This window comes from Bacteroidales bacterium (genome assembly GCA_013141385.1).
Classification (GTDB): Bacteria; Bacteroidota; Bacteroidia; order Bacteroidales; family Tenuifilaceae; genus UBA8529.
In genome coordinates this window covers 1-16,554 of record JABFRB010000008.1, presented here as the reverse complement: position 1 = coordinate 16,554, position 16,554 = coordinate 1, and the positions used below count along the sequence as shown (strand labels likewise).

Here is a 16,554-nt window from a genome sequence, read left to right as displayed (position 1 = left end):
AAAATAATTGATTAAAAGGTACTTTTCCGATATAAGTTTAATTATTAAAGATATTACGAATAAAAATGATTTTATTCGCAAATCTATTATTCTTACGTTAGGGACAGTTATTGCTCAGGCAATACCTGTTATTGTTTCTCCTATTTTAACTCGCCTTTTTCTACCAGAAGAATTTGGATTACTAGCAATTCTTGGATCAATAACTTCAATTATAAATGTAATATCAACAGGTAAATATGAAACAGTTGTTTTAATCGCAAAGAATAAAAGAGATGCAGTTAATATTATTGGGATTTCAATTTTTCTTTCTTTCATTATTTCGGTACTTGCAACTATATTCTTATTTTTCTTTTCCGATATTCTAATAAAGTTACTAAATCAACCTCGATTAGGAAATTGGATTTTTTTATGCCCACTACTCTCTTTTTTAATTTCTATTTATCAATGTTACAATGAGTGGGTGGTTAGAGAAAATAAATTTTCAAATTTGGCGATTAATAAGATAATTAATTCAAGTTCAATAACTATTTCTAATTTGTTTTATGGGATAATACGAGTATTTCAGGGAGGTTTAATTTTGGGAGAATTGACAGGTCGATTTTTATCGGCAGTTTCTTGCGTTTATAGTGCATTTAGGATAGATTATAAGATATTTAAAAAGATCTCTTGGAAACGAATGCTTTTTTTATCTCAAAAAAATAGTAGTTGTCCAAAATATGTATTACCGGGTCAATTTTTAAATACAATTGCAGGTCAAGTTGCCATTTTACTCATAGCTTCCTTTTTTTCAGAGACAGAGGTTGGCCTTTACTCTATGACAGGATTAATTCTTTCTGTTCCGGCATCACTGATTAGTTTAACAGTAAGGGATGTATTTAGACAACGAGCAAATGAAGAGTTTAAGGCAAGAGGAAACTGCCATTCAATTTACATGAAGACATTTAAGATTGTTTTAGCATTATCAATAGTTATATTTCTTATTTTATTTCTAATCCTACCTGATTTTATCTCTTTTTTCTTTGGGAGTAAGTGGAGAGAGGCTGGAGTTTATGCTCGAATACTATGCCCAACTATTATGATAAGTTTTGTTGCAGAATGTTTTTGGGGAATGTTTTTTATTGCAAATAAGATGAAATCTGTTTTATTATGGCAATCACAATTCCTATTCTTTACAATATTTTCAATTGTTATTGGACATATAGTTTTTCATGATATCAAGTATACGCTGATTTGTTTTTCAATAGGGAGAAGTTTTGTTTATTTGATCAATTTGAGGATGACATATTCATTTGCAAAGGGTAATGTTTAATGTTACTCAATTGAATTTTTTAATTGAAATAAAAAAAAATTACAACAAATTTCTAAAATCGATAAAATAAATAATGGATTATTGGAAGTTTACAGAATTTATTTTTTAGTAAAAAACCACCGTCTTTGACGGTGGTAATGTAAATTAGGCCATGCCATTAGCTTTCCCCATGAACTAATACATTTACATCATGGGTAAATATAGACAATTATCGCATGTGTATTACCAATGCGAGTATTACATCGTATTTGTACCAAAATACCGGTATAGAATTTTGACAGGTTTGCTAAAAAACCTAGATGAACATGACGTCAACGTCATCAGCCAATGGAAAGAAGTCGAGGTTCAGGAACTCAGCGTTCAAGAGGATCATGTCCATCTGGTGTGTTCGATTCCCCCAAAGATTTCCATTTTAGATTACATGGGGATATTAAAAGAGAAGTTAGCCATTAAGTTATTCAAAAGTTGCCCTAATTTGAAAAAGAAACCACCATTTATGGGCGAGGGGATATTTTATCAGTTCAGTCGGACTTGATTCCGATATGATTAGACGGTATGTAAAATATCAAGAAAATGAAGAACTTAAAGATGAGAGTAATCCATCTTCCCTCTTTTAGACGGTTCTGATATTAAAGCCACCGGCTCTGCCGGTGATGGGTTATTTAAAAAACCATAAAATGATTAACGAAGAAATTATTATTTGAAATAATATGCTTATCAATCAAGTTAAGATTTAAGGTTAATGATTTATAAAATAAATAGAAATATTTTAATTGTTGCAGGTTTATTAATAATAATTTCAATTTTACTTGAAGTATTATATTGTACCTATATAGTTTCTAATTTTAAATACTATGGTTTTACCCTAAACTTTAATTGGTTTAGATATATTGAGGCTAAAATATTGTTTTTTTTATTTTTATTACTATTAACATACATATACAGTAAAAGCCGCTTTATATACCTGGTATATGTTATTGTCTTTGTTTGGTCTTTTATTCCAAATTTGATTTTATTTTCATATATGAATGTTGAAAGAAGCATTATTTGTATTATAGGAATATTTTTAATATTCATTTGTTTTGTCTCAACAATTCGTTTTAAATTACCCCAAATTAGTTTAAATAAAACTAGTACATTTCTTGTTTTATTTGTGCTACCATTACTTTTATTTATTCCCGTTTTTTTTAAATATATTCATTCAATAAATTTACAAACTTTGTTATTACATGACATCTACTCTACAAGAGCGATTTTTACAAAAAATCTAACTTTTCCGGTTTCATATTTTTATTTTTGGATAATTAAGGTAATTGCTCCTATAGCAATTATTTATGGATTTACTCATAAAAAGTATTTGTTTGCTTTAACAGGATTATTTATGATGTTGTTTATTTTTATGGTTTCAGGACATAAAAGTGTTTTTTTTTCAATTTTTATAATTGTAATATTTTATTTGTTAGGAAGTACCTATGAAATAAAAACAAAAAAAATTCTTACTTATATTTTAATGATAATTTTAATTTGTCCATTAGTAGATTTAGTATTTTCGACTAAAATATATGAAAGCATTGTAGTTCAGCGAATATTTTTTTTGCCAGCATTACTAAATCATTATTATTTTCAATTTTTTGAACATCAACCATTGTATTTATCACATAGTATTTTAAGTCATTTTATTAAATACCCATATTCTGCGGATCCTGCAATTATAATTGGCGAAACTTTTTTTAATAAAGGCAATCATGCTAATAATGGAATTATTTCAGATGGCTATATGAATTTTGGAATAATTGGTGGAGTAGTTTGGGGATTTTTAGTTTCACTTATTTTAGCATATTTTAATTCGATTAATATTGATAAAAGATATTTTGGTGTTATTTTCATTTTCATTTTAGAAATTTTAAGTAGTGCTTTTTTAACATCAATTCTTTCAAGTGGCATGTTTTTATTGATTATTTTAAGTATTTTAGTTTTAAAAGAAAAATAATTACTTTTTTAATGAAACGCATTTGTCATTTAACATCAGTTCATTCGCGTAACGATGTAAGAATTTTTTATAAGGAGTGTTGTAGTCTATCCAAGAATTTTATTGTTTACTTAATTGTATCTGATGGTTTTGGTAGGGAGAAAATTAATAACATTGATATAGTTGATGTTGGGAAGCATGAAGGAAATAGAATTTCCAGGATGTTTAGTGTTTCCAAACTGATTTTGAAAACTGCTAAAGAATTAAATTGTGATTTATATCACTTTCATGACCCTGAACTTATTCCTGTTGGATTACGATTATTAAGTATGGGAAAAAAAGTTATTTATGATGTTCATGAAGATGTTCCCAAAGATATTTTGTATAAATCTTATATTAATAAACATTTCAGACTAATTCTTTCAAATTGTTTTAAATTATTTGAACATTATGCTGCCAAAAGATTTTCAGCAATAATTACCTCTACTCCGTATATTAGAAATAGATTTTATGCAATTAACATTAATACTATTGATATAAAAAATTATCCATCATTAACTGAATTTCATGAAACAAAAAGGTGGAATAAAAAGGAAAATGAGATATGTTATTTAGGTTCAATTACCTCTGTACGAGGATTGTATGAAACTGTTAAGGCAATTGAATTGATAGAGTGTAAATTACATTTAGCTGGTTTGTTTGACGATATTAAATATAAAGAAACAGTAACTACACTAGAAGGATGGAAAAAGGTTATATATTATGGTTTTGTAAACAGAGAAAAAACAAAAGAAATATTAAGAACAACTAAAATAGGATTGGTCGTATTACATCCAATTACAACTTTTATGGATTCACTACCCATAAAGATGTTTGAATACATGTCCGCTGGGTTGCCAGTTATAGCTTCAAATTTCCCCTTATGGAAAGATATAATAGAAGAAAATAACTGTGGTATATGTGTGGACCCACTGAATACAAATGATATTAGCCAAGCTATAAATTATTTGTTGAATAACAATGATATAGCTCAAAAAATGGGTGAGAATGGACGAAAAGTAGTTGAGGAAAAATACAACTGGGAAAAAGAAGAAGCTATTTTAATTGATTTATATACTAGAATTTGTAACTAAATAAGTAAATCTATGTGTGGAATATTTTCAGCCATTAATTTAAAGTCTAGTTTCAGTACTAACGATTACGATATTTTTAAAAAATCTACTAATATTATAGATTATAGGGGACCTGATGCATGTGGCTTATTAACTATTAATTCTGAGAATAAACAATTTGATAGTGAAAATTATAATATATTCCTAGGACATCGTAGATTATCTATTATAGACTTGTCAGTTGAAGGTAATCAGCCAATGATTGATAATGATTATATTATAATTTTTAATGGTGAAATCTTTAATTATGTTGAACTAAGAACTCAATTACAATCTGAGGGCATAATTTTTAAAACAAAAACGGATACAGAAGTAATTTTGAAAATATACCAAAAATATGGTTCAAAAGGGTTTTACAAATTTAATGGTATGTGGGCTTTTATTATTATTGACCTAAAAGAGCAGAAAATTATTGTTAGCCGCGATCGTTTTTCAATTAAGCCGTTATATTTTTATGAAAATGAAAATCAAATATATTTTGCCAGTGAAATAAAACAATTATTACCTTTTTTAAATCAAAAATCAATTAATAATGATGTATTTTATAAATACCTTCAACAATCTGTGCTTGATTATAATAATGAAACATTTTTTAAAGATATATTAAAAGTAAAACCTAAAACGAATTTAATTATCAATTTGAAAAATGGATTGATTAATGAGGAGCAATATTGGGATTATGAAAATGTTGATTTTGATATAAAAAATGTATTTGAACAATTTAAGGAACTATTTACGGATAGCATTAATATACGTTTAAGAAGCGACGTTAATCTTGGGGCACTTCTTTCTGGAGGACTTGATTCGTCTGCTATTTCTTTAATTGCAAATGAATTATCGAATAATAATTTACGAACATTCTCTGTAGTGTCGAATGATCGAAAGGCTTCAGAAGAGCATTTTATTAATATTCTTTCAGTCGAAAAAAATATAAAAAACGAAAAACTTATATTTACAAATGATGATGTACTTAAAAACATCGATAAAGTAATTTTTCATCAAGATGAGCCATTTGGTGGCTTTAGTGTGATAGCACAGTATTTAATTTTTGAAAGAATTAAAAAACAGACTGATATAACAGTTGTCCTTTGCGGACAAGGAGGCGATGAAATAATGTTGGGTTATTTGAAATTCTTTTTCTTTTACTTGGATCAATTGAAGAAACAAGGTAAGTATTATAGAATGAGCAAAGAAATACTACTATCTATTTTTTATCGCACTGTTATATGGCAATTTAAATTAAGTTCTGCAAAACGTTACATTCCATCTTTAGTCAATAAAAAGGATAGTTATATCACATTAAATGGTGAATTAGAAAATACATGGCAATGTGATTCTATGAGAGATCGACAAATACTTGATATTGATAAATATTCAGTGCCTATCCTCGCTCATTTTGAAGACCGGAATTCTACTGCTAATTCTTTAGAATCAAGATTACCATTTTTAGATCATCGTTTAGTGAATTTGCTATTAAGTATTGATACTGAATTAAAAATTAAAAATGGTTGGACAAAATATATTTTAAGAAAATCCATTAATGAACTTCCAGTAGAGATTCGATGGAGACGTGATAAAAAAGGCTTTAGTGTTCCAGAAGATAAATGGTTAAGAAAAGATTTAAAGCATGACATATTAGATATATTTAGTAAAAGTACATTAGATGAATTAGGAATTATTGATAAAAAGAAATTTCTTAACTATTATGACTTGTTTTTAAAAGGAAGTAACAAAATATCTTGCGATGATATTTCTAAAGTATTTATTGCAGAAAAATGGGCTAGAAAGCATTTTGAAGTATAAGTGAATTGAATTAAATTAAATTAAATTAAATTAAATTAAATTAAATTAAATTAAATTAAATTAAATTAAATTAAATTAAATTAAATTAAATTAAATTAAATTAAATTAAATTAAATTAAATAATCCTTTTAAACACTAAATTGATGATCGAAAAATTTAAAAAAGTATTGGTGCTAGCACCTCACACAGATGATGGTGAATTAGGAGCGGGAGGAACCATTAATAATTTTATTGAAAAAGGAGCAACCGTATTTTATGCTGCCTTTTCCACTGCTGAAGAATCAGTTCCAGTTGGTTGGCCAAAAGATATTTTAAAAACCGAAGTAAAGCAAGCTACAAAAAAATTAGGAATTAAAGATGATAATTTATTTATTTTTAATTATCAAGTAAGAAAATTAAATTATGTTAGACAAGAAATTCTTGAAGAACTTATTAAAATAAAAAAAATAATTGAACCAGATATAATCTTTATGCCTTGTTTTAATGATATTCATCAGGATCATTCCACAATAGCAAATGAAGGATTGAGAGCTTTTAAAACAAAAACTATTCTTGGTTATGAGTTAATATGGAATAATTTAACTTTTAATACTACATCTTTTATAAGATTAGAAAAAAGACATATTCAGGCAAAAGTTAACTCTTTAAAAGAATATAAATCTCAAGGAATAAGAGATTATATGTCAGAAGAATTTATATTTTCTTTAGCTAGAACAAGAGGGGTTCAAATCGGTGCAAATTATGCTGAGTCTTTTGAAGTAATTAGATTAGTTATTGAATAATTATTCTTATCTTTCGAGTTTATTTTTAAATTTCCATAAAATATTTTTATATTTTATGGAAAAGTATGAGTTTAAATTAAAATTGCATAGTTGTAAAATTTGATTACACAAAGAATATGACCTTTTTAAAAGAGACAAAAGTGATTTTTAAACACATAATGTATACATAAGTACAAGAGATTATAAATTAATATTAATAGATACTAATATGGAAATTAACGATTTCATTCAAAATTTTGCTTCACAATTTGAAGAAACTGAAGCAAATAAATTTACCGCTACAACAGAATTTAGAAGTTTAGAAGAGTGGTCATCATTATTGGCTCTTTCAATAATAGCTATGGTTGATGATGTGTATAATGTAAGGATAAAAGGGGATGACATTAAAAATTCAAAGACGATTGAAGACTTATATAATATTGTTAAACTGAAAAAATAATGGCGTATCTTGATGTTAAAAATGTAAGATTAAGTGGAATTTCTGCTTGTGTACCCAAAACAATTGAGGAAAATATAAATTACCATTTATTCCAAAACGATGAGGCATTAAAATTTATTTCAACAACAGGTGTTGAACGTCATCGCTTGGCTAATAATCAAACTACTACTGCTGATTTATGCTTTCATGCTGCTGAGCAACTACTAAAAGATATCAGTTGGAATAAAAATGAAATAGATTGTCTGATATTTGTAACACAAACACCTGATTATATTCTTCCAGCAAGTTCCTGTCTTTTACAAGATAGACTTAAACTGTCTACAGATTGTTATGCATTGGATATTTCAATGGGTTGTTCAGGATGGATATATGGATTAAGCGTTATAGCATCACTAATGCAAAACAATAGTTTCAAAAAAGGACTATTGCTCGTTGGAGATTCAGTTACTAAATTTTGTTCAAATAATGATAAAAGCACTTGGCCTCTTTTTGGAGATGCTGGTACCGCAACTTGTTTAGAATTCAATGAAAAAAGTTATGGTTTTAATTTCCATCTTGCTACTGATGGTAGTGGTTATGAGGCTATTAAAATATCTGATGGAGGTTATAGGGTACCATTTAATGAATTATCATTGATAGAACATGAGATTGAATTTGGTATTGCGCGATCAAATGTGCAACTGTTTTTAAATGGAATGGATGTTTTTTCCTTTGGTATTTCAAAAGCACCAGAAACTATTGATAAATTGTGTGAGCATTTCAACATTGACAAAAACTCAATTGATATTTTTGTTTTTCATCAAGCAAATTTATTTATGAACGAAAAAATAAGGAAAAAGTTAAAACTTCCACCTGAAAAAGTTCCATACTCATTAAAAGATTTTGGTAATACAAGTTCAGCCTCAATACCTTTAACTCTTGTTACTGAATGTAATAAAAATCTTATTAATAAAAAACAAAAAGTTATAGCATGTGGTTTTGGAGTTGGCCTTTCCTGGGGAAGTGTTTATTTCGATTTATCTAATATCGTATGTTCAACGTTAATTGAAATTTAAATGAGTTATAATCCGTTTTCATTAAATAGTAAAACTATTTTGATTACTGGTGCATCGTCAGGTATTGGAAGAGCAATTGCGATTGAATGTTCAAAGATGAATGCACAAGTTGTTATTGTAGGTAGAAATGAAGGTCGATTAAAAGAAACTTATGACTTACTCGATGGTGAAGGTCATTCATATATAATTGCTGATTTATCAAAAAAGGATGAGATTCAAGAACTTATTATTAAAGCGTCATCTCTTGATGGTTTAGTTCATTGCGCTGGATTCACAAAAACAGTTCCTTTTAGTTTTGTTAATGAGAGTGATCTAATGGCAATTATGCAAGTGAACTTTATTGCTCCTACACTTATTACCCAAGCACTTTTGAAACAAAAGAAAATAAAGAATGGAGCCTCAATCGTTTTTATTTCATCAATTTCGGGAGTATACTGTTCCTATGTTGCAGGTGGAATGTATTCTGCATCAAAGGGAGCAATTAATGGTATTGTTAAAAATATTGCTATTGAATTAGCTCCCAAAAATATTAGAGTAAATACAATATGTCCAGGAATGATTCAGACAAGTATTTTAGATGCCGGAATAATATCAGAAGAGCAACTAAAAGAAGACACAAAGAAATATCCTCTCAATCGATATGGAAAACCTGAGGAAATTGCCTTTGCATCAATATATCTACTTTCAGATGCAAGTAAATGGACAACAGGTTCCAATTTATTAATTGATGGTGGATATACATTATTATAAATTATGAAAGCATATATCAAAGCGGTTTCTTATTATTTACCTTCAGGTTTTTTAACTAATTATGACCTCGTTAAAGAATTCCCCGAATGGTCTGTTGATAAGATAGCTGAAAAAATTGGAGTAACAAAAAGGCACATTTCAGCAAAAAATGAAACGGCTGGTGATATGGCTATACATGCATCCAAATTGTTATTTGAAGAATATTCTGTTTCGCCATCTCAGGTTGATTTTATTTTATTATGTACACAAAGTCCTGATTATTTTCTACCTACAACTGCATGTATTTTACAAAACAAATTAGGAATTTCTACAAAGGCTGGAGCATTGGACTTTAACTTAGGTTGTTCTGGTTTTGTTTATGGTTTAGCTTTAGCCAAAGGTCTAATTGCTGGGGGTATAGCAAACAATATATTGCTCATTACATCGGAAACATATACAAAGCATATTCACTCAAGAGATAAAGGTAATCGCACCATTTTTGGTGATGCTGCAGCAGCTACTTTAGTTTCAGTTGAAGGGTTTGCAGAAATTATGAAATTTAGTTTAGGGACTGATGGTCGAGGTGCTGAAAATCTAATTATTAAAACAGGTGGGCTACGGGATCCATTGAAATCAAATGATTTATTTTTTGATGAAAATGAAAACCCAATATGTTCTGATAATTTATTTATGAATGGTTCTGAAATATTTAATTTCACATTAGATGCTGTTCCCTTATTGGTTTCCGATACTTTAATTAAAAATAATTTAACAAAAGAAGAAATTAATTTATTCATCTTCCATCAAGCAAATAAGTATATGATGAATTTTCTTCGCAAGAAAATTAAAATAGATGAAGATAAGTTTTATTTCTATTTAGAAAATGTTGGGAATACTGTTTCATCAACCATTCCTATAGCATTGAAGGAAGCAAAAAAAGAAAATAAATTAAATGGGAATATACTTCTTGCTGGCTTTGGTGTAGGATATTCTTGGGGAGGTACAATTTTAAAAATCTAAAATATTTTTTAAGTTATTTTTAATTTGGTCTTATTATAAGGTAACATGCAATTTTTTGTTATCAGTTAATAGTATAAATTCTTGTTGGTGAAATTTTAACAATGGTTCATGAAACCATATACTTCTATTTTTATAAAAAATTATATATCAATGTGTTACCTTAAATATAATTACTTGAAGTGTTATTGGAATTTTTTACTATCCTAAAACCCTACTATAAGTTGAAATAATTAGAATAAAATTGGATAACAACTCAAGAATGAGATACATAAAGTAGTTCTATTATATGTTTTTCACTATAAAATTTGTTAGATGAAACAGTATTTTCTTTCAGAAATAGAAAATTTATTAGTTAATTGTCAAATAATTGGAAATAAATCTAATATTTATTTTACGAATTTCAATTCATTAGAGAAAGCAAATGAATTTTCGTTAGTATGGATTAAGTCAACAAAAAAAAATAAGAATGAAATAATAAAATCATCACATGCAAAAATCTTTATTGTCGATAATAAAGTTGAGATAGAGGAAAATCTAATTCATGTAAAGTGTTTTATAAAAACTGAAAACCCAAAACTAACTTTTTTAAGAATCGCTAATTTTTTATTAAACAAACAATTAGTTTGGGGCATTCACCCCACTGCAATAATTCATCCAAATGCAAAAATACATCCAAACACCGCAATCGGTGCATTTACATATGTTGGAGAGGCTGTGATTGGGGAAAATACAGTTATTTATGGTAATTGTTATGTTTATAATAATGTTGAAATAGGAAAAAATTGTAAAATACATGCTGGAGCAATTATTGGTAAAGATGGTTTTGGTTACGAAAAGAACGAAAAAGGAGAGTGGGAATCTTTCCCTCAGTTAGGAAAAACAGTAATAAAAAACAATGTCGATATTGGTTCAAATGTTTTAATACACAAAGGAGCGCTTTCAGATACAATTATTTATGATGGAGTTAAAATTGATGATGGAACAATTATAGCTCACAATGTAATTATTGGGAAAAATAGTTTAATCACAGGGCATGTTTGTATTGCAGGAAGCACTGTAATTGGTGAAAATTGTTGGATTGGACCTGGAGTAAAAATATTAAATCAATTAAATATTGAAGATAATGTTTTTATTGGAATAGGATCTGTTGTAATAAAAAATATTAAAAAAGGGAATAAAGTATTTGGAAATCCAGCAAGAATTATTGACTATTAATGAGAATTAATAATTTTAAAGATATGATTTATTTAAAATATATAATTTAAGTTGCTATTTATAAAATACTTTTGAAAAGTAATAGCAAATACAAGTATCAATAGTGCGATAATCAATTAGATGAGTATTGTTACATTAATTCTCTATTACAAAATATTTTTATAATCTGACTGAATATAGTTTCTATAGTATTATTAGACTATGTAATCAGTTTTTTATAAAAATTAATGTTTTCTCTTCTAATTTGTTTACTTTTTCTCTTTTTAGTAATATAATTTTCAAAATAGTAGTTCATAAAAGTTTCGCTATATATTGAGTTAGAGGAGGATCAACGTTTATAAATTTCTTACACTTAGGTCATTAACTTCCCACTGTTGAAAAGAAAACTTAAAGGATACATTATTTACTATAACAATCACCTGTATTGAAAATTAATAGAAATACGTTTTTTTGGAGACATATTAAACAATATTATTCAGAACAAGCATATCATGTTGTTTATCAAATGCTTCGAGTTGATGTTATGCTATATAGCTTCACGGCGAAATGTGAATATGCGGGTCATCACCCCAACAGGAAACTATGGATTTGATGGGTAAATCATTTTTTCAGAATTTATTGTGCAGCCTCAGTTAATTTTAAGATGTTTTAGGGAGTATTCGATGTTACCTTTAAAGGACGAGCAGTCAAGATAGTTATGGTAACAATTCAACCTTCAGGTGTTTTTTACAATTGTGATTTGTTTCTATTCTTTAACATAATATCATCAATAAGATATTAATATATATGAGTATCCATTTAGGTTATTTTGATAAGCAAACTTAACTGTCATTCTGGGCGAAGTCCCTTAATCTGGATATAAAGAAGCGGATTCCTGCATTCGCAGGAATGACAGCGCAAAGGTTTGATTTTTTTATTTAAACGGATACATATTTAATATATTTTCTACTATAATCCTTGAGGTTATATGAATTTTATAAAACTAAAAATGAAAGAATATTTCTTTAAAGTTCATTTCTATAAGGCTTTATATAAACAACCTAAAAATTTTTCAACAATTGAGACATTTTGATTATAAATTAGAATTAAATATTTTTTAAAAGATGAATATTTTAATTATTAACCATTATGCTGGCAATCCTAAACTAGGAATGGAATTTAGACCTTATTATTTGGCAAAAGAATGGGTAAATCTAGGTCATAAAGTATTTATTATAGGAGCCTCAAATTCTCATTTAAGAAATTCACAACCTGGTGTAGTTAAAGAATTATCAAAAGATGAATTTGAGGGTATAACATATTATTGGATTAAAACACCTTCATATTCAGGCAATATAAAACGTATTTTAAATATTTTAATTTTTGTATTAAAACTTATTTATTTTAGAAAGAAAATATCAAAGTTATTCTCTCCCAATTTGGTAATAGCATCTTCAACTTATCCCTTAGATATTTACCCATCATTTATGATTGCAAAAATATCTAAAGCCAAATTGTGCTTTGAAGTTCATGATTTATGGCCGCTTTCACCAATGATAATTGGAGGATATTCCAAGTATCATCCATATATAATGCTTTTACAAATGGCTGAGAATTTTGCGTATAAAAAATCAAATGTCGTTGTTTCTCTTTTGGGAAATGCAAAGAAACATATGGTAAATCATGGTCTTGAGCCTAGTAAATTCATTCATATTCCAAATGGTTATGATAAGATTGAATTGGAATCAATACAAGAAGAAGTTCCTTTTGAACATTTTGCAATTATAAATGAATTAAAGAATAATGGAAAATTTTTAGTTGGTTATACTGGAGGGCATGCACCATCAAATGCAATGCATGTGCTTATCAATGCTGCCCAACTGCTAATTAATAATTCAGATATTTATTTTATTTTAGTAGGGAATGGATCTTCAAAAGTAGATTTACAAAAACAAGCTAAATCATTAAATAATGTTATCTTTCTTCCACCCATACCAAAAAGAACCATTCCAAAACTATTAGCTAAATTAGATGTTTTATATATAGGCGGAGTAAAAACGGAATTGCATAAACACGGAATTTCCCCAAATAAGTTAATTGATTATATGTTGGCTGCAAAACCGATTATTTTATCAGCTGATGTAGAAAATGAGATTGTTGAAAAATGTAATTGTGGAATAACAATTCCCGCTGAAGATCATTTGCAAGTATCTAATGCAATATTGATTATTTATAATATGCTTGATAATGATAGAGTTTCAATGGGAGAACGAGGAAAAAATTTTATATTTAATAATTACGATTATAAGAATTTGGCTTCACTTTTTATTAATAAAATAGAGAATGAACTTTAACAAAATAAATTAACTAATACTTTCTTGAAATATTTTTGGATTTATTATTAATTATAATTATTATTAAAATGATTTTACTCCATTGTTAATTAAAAATTACTTTATTATATAATGTAAACTAATAATCTATTACAATATTATGATTCCATTTTCACCACCTCGAATTGATCAGAAAATTATTGATGAAGTCGTTGATACCCTTAAGTCAGGTTGGATTACAACAGGACCTAAAACCAAATTGTTTGAGAAAAAAATAGTTGAGTACTGTAATTGTCAGTCCGCAATAGCTTTAAACTCTGCAACAGCTGGATTAGAATTAATCTTACGATGGTATGGTATTAAGGAAGGAGATGAAGTAATTGTACCTGCATATACTTATTGTGCCACAGCAAATGTTGTTATCCATTGTGGGGCCAAACTTGTTATGGTAGATGTTAATTCAGAGGATTTTAATATTTCATTGAAAGCAATAGAAAATGCTATAACTGATAAAACTAAAGTAATAATGCCCGTTGATTTGGGCGGTTTTCCTGTTGATATCGATGAAATAAATACACTGGTAAGAAAAAAAGAAATAATAAAACTATTTAAAGCAAATAATGAAAATCAAGAAAAATTGGGTAGAATTTTAATACTTTTAGATGCTGCTCATTCGTTAGGAGCTACTTATAAAGGTAAAAAAGTAGGTTGTACAACAGATATATCAGTTTTTTCTTTTCATGCAGTAAAAAATTTAACTACCGCAGAAGGAGGGGCAATTGCTTTAAATTTACCGGAGCCATTTGATAATGATGAAATTTATAGATACTTGTGTATATATTCCTTACATGGTCAGAATAAGGATGCTCTTTCTAAAGTACAAAAAGGGAATTGGAGGTATGATATTATTGAAGCGGGTTACAAGGCTAATATGACTGATATTTTATCTTCAATTGGACTGGTGGAACTTAGTCGTTATGATAATGACACATTAATTAAACGAAAACAAATATTTGATACCTATAATCAAATATTTAAGAAATATTCATGGGCTCAAATTCCAATCTATGAAACAAAAGATAAAATATCATCTTTTCATGTTTACCTTTTGAGGATTAAGGGAATTTCAGAAAGTCAAAGAGATGAAATAATTAAAAGAATATTTGACTTAGATGTATCGGTTAATGTCCATTTTCTACCTATTCCGATGTTAAGTTTTTATAAGAATTTAGGTTATAAAATATCAGATTATCCTATTGCATTTGATAATTATTCCCGTGAAATTTCTTTACCTGTTTATTATGATCTAAACGAAGAACAAATTAAATTAGTCATAAATGCTGTTATTCAATCAGTTAATGAGGTAATCTAAAATAGTTATTATGTTAATAAGATTTTTTGATATTATTTTTAGTTTAGTGGGGCTAATATTATTTATTCCATTTTTTTTAATTATTTCTACTATAATCATATTTGACAATTATGGGAATGTTTTCTTTTTGCAAAAACGAGTAGGTAAAAATAATGTTGACTTTACATTATATAAATTCCGTACTATGATTGTTAATTCTGATAGAAAGGGATTATTAACAGTGGGGGCAAAAGATAATAGAATAACTAAAATAGGTTATTATCTTAGAAAATATAAGATTGATGAATTACCTCAATTAGTTAATGTATTAATTGGCAATATGAGTTTTGTTGGTCCAAGACCTGAGGTTAGAAAATATGTAGATTTGTATGACGAAGAACAAAAAATCATTTTAACTGTAAAACCTGGTATTACAGATTATGCCTCTCTGGAATATTCAAAAGAAAATGAGATCCTCGCTCTTTCAAATAATCCTGAAAAAACATATATTGAAGAAATAATGCCAAATAAAATAAATTTGAATATGAAATATATTAATAATCCAACAACGAGTAGATATTTTAAAATTATATTTTTCACTATTAAACAAATACTATAGTAGAATTATTAGAACTTTCTTACATTAAAAATTAATTTTATTTCTTTTAAATAATAGTTTTCATGTTAATGATTCTACCAAAGTCAATAAGAAAGATACAAATTGAAATATATATCTTAAATATTACTTTATTATTATTTATATTTAGACCTTCTATTCCTTTATTTAAATATCCTTTTCTTATTTTATATCCTTATTCTATTTTTCATTTTATCATCTTTTATAGAGAAAAGGCAATAAAAGATAGTATTTCCTTTTTTAAAAATATTTATATAATAATTATCCTTTTCATAATATTGGTATTATCTTTTTATTTTTCAGATAAAATTTATTTATCTATTTTCAAGGATATTATTAACCTTTTTATTATTATTTCTATTGTTTTTATGTTGAATGTTATATCGTCCACTAAATTATCGATCAATTATTTTTTTTTAAGTTTTATTCATTTGATTTTACTGTTTGGAGTATTTATTACGTTTGTTAATCTATTGATTATTTTTGATATTATTTCACTTTCAAATATTTTGTCGATTAGTGAATTCCCAATCGACCCTATAAACAATTATTTAAGTTATGATTATAATTTTTCATTAATTCCAATTATTTTTGGATTTATAACAATTATATATTATCTGCAACGAACTATCTCTATTAAAAAAAATATTATATATAATCTTTTATTACTTTTTTTTTCGTTACCTGTTTTTCTGTCGGGTTCAAAAAGAGGTTTTTTTCTTTTGTTTTTAATTATAATAATTTTATTGGTTGTTAAAGTC

At 27.0% G+C, this 16,554-nt stretch carries 13 protein-coding genes and 1 pseudogene; all 14 read left to right on the top strand.

Annotated features, from left to right (window positions below; all coding sequences use genetic code 11):
* Window positions 1-7 precede the first annotated feature (7 nt).
* Window positions 8-1,309, top strand: a complete 1,302-nt coding sequence (locus HOO91_04860) for an oligosaccharide flippase family protein (GenBank protein ID NOU16871.1) — start codon at window positions 8-10, stop codon at window positions 1,307-1,309.
* A 190-nt stretch (window positions 1,310-1,499) separates the two neighbouring features.
* Window positions 1,500-1,926 (top strand): annotated as a pseudogene (gene tnpA / locus HOO91_04855) (IS200/IS605 family transposase).
* A 125-nt stretch (window positions 1,927-2,051) separates the two neighbouring features.
* Complete coding sequence (locus HOO91_04850; GenBank protein NOU16870.1) at window positions 2,052-3,299, top strand: hypothetical protein; 1,248 nt, start codon at window positions 2,052-2,054, stop codon at window positions 3,297-3,299.
* Window positions 3,300-3,310: 11 nt separating this feature from the next.
* Window positions 3,311-4,411: a glycosyltransferase family 4 protein gene (locus HOO91_04845; GenBank protein ID NOU16869.1), complete on the top strand. Its 1,101-nt coding sequence runs from the start codon at window positions 3,311-3,313 to the stop codon at window positions 4,409-4,411.
* 12 nt (window positions 4,412-4,423) lie between these two features.
* Window positions 4,424-6,253 carry an asparagine synthase (glutamine-hydrolyzing) gene (asnB, locus tag HOO91_04840; protein NOU16868.1) on the top strand — a complete coding sequence of 610 codons (1,830 nt, stop codon included), beginning with the start codon at window positions 4,424-4,426 and terminating at the stop codon, window positions 6,251-6,253.
* Between the two features lie 143 nt (window positions 6,254-6,396).
* A complete protein-coding gene (locus HOO91_04835) occupies window positions 6,397-7,035 on the top strand; it encodes a PIG-L family deacetylase (GenBank protein NOU16867.1) in 639 nt (212 codons plus the stop codon).
* Between the two features lie 208 nt (window positions 7,036-7,243).
* Window positions 7,244-7,474, top strand: a complete 231-nt coding sequence (locus HOO91_04830) for an acyl carrier protein (GenBank protein ID NOU16866.1) — start codon at window positions 7,244-7,246, stop codon at window positions 7,472-7,474.
* Window positions 7,474-8,529, top strand: a complete 1,056-nt coding sequence (locus HOO91_04825) for a ketoacyl-ACP synthase III (GenBank protein NOU16865.1) — start codon at window positions 7,474-7,476, stop codon at window positions 8,527-8,529. Before HOO91_04830 ends, HOO91_04825 begins: the two co-directional genes overlap by 1 nt.
* Window positions 8,530-9,279 carry an SDR family oxidoreductase gene (locus tag HOO91_04820; GenBank protein NOU16864.1) on the top strand — a complete coding sequence of 250 codons (750 nt, stop codon included), beginning with the start codon at window positions 8,530-8,532 and terminating at the stop codon, window positions 9,277-9,279.
* 3 nt (window positions 9,280-9,282) lie between these two features.
* Window positions 9,283-10,278, top strand: a complete 996-nt coding sequence (locus tag HOO91_04815) for a ketoacyl-ACP synthase III (GenBank protein ID NOU16863.1) — start codon at window positions 9,283-9,285, stop codon at window positions 10,276-10,278.
* 312 nt (window positions 10,279-10,590) lie between these two features.
* Window positions 10,591-11,493, top strand: coding sequence for a UDP-3-O-(3-hydroxymyristoyl)glucosamine N-acyltransferase (locus HOO91_04810; protein ID NOU16862.1), 903 nt, complete (start codon window positions 10,591-10,593; stop codon window positions 11,491-11,493).
* Window positions 11,494-12,596: 1,103 nt separating this feature from the next.
* Window positions 12,597-13,826, top strand: a complete 1,230-nt coding sequence (locus HOO91_04805; protein ID NOU16861.1) for a glycosyltransferase family 4 protein — start codon at window positions 12,597-12,599, stop codon at window positions 13,824-13,826.
* A 139-nt stretch (window positions 13,827-13,965) separates the two neighbouring features.
* Window positions 13,966-15,177, top strand: coding sequence for a DegT/DnrJ/EryC1/StrS family aminotransferase (locus HOO91_04800; GenBank protein ID NOU16860.1), 1,212 nt, complete (start codon window positions 13,966-13,968; stop codon window positions 15,175-15,177).
* A 10-nt stretch (window positions 15,178-15,187) separates the two neighbouring features.
* Window positions 15,188-15,775 carry a sugar transferase gene (locus HOO91_04795; protein ID NOU16859.1) on the top strand — a complete coding sequence of 196 codons (588 nt, stop codon included), beginning with the start codon at window positions 15,188-15,190 and terminating at the stop codon, window positions 15,773-15,775.
* Window positions 15,776-16,554: the final 779 nt, after the last annotated feature.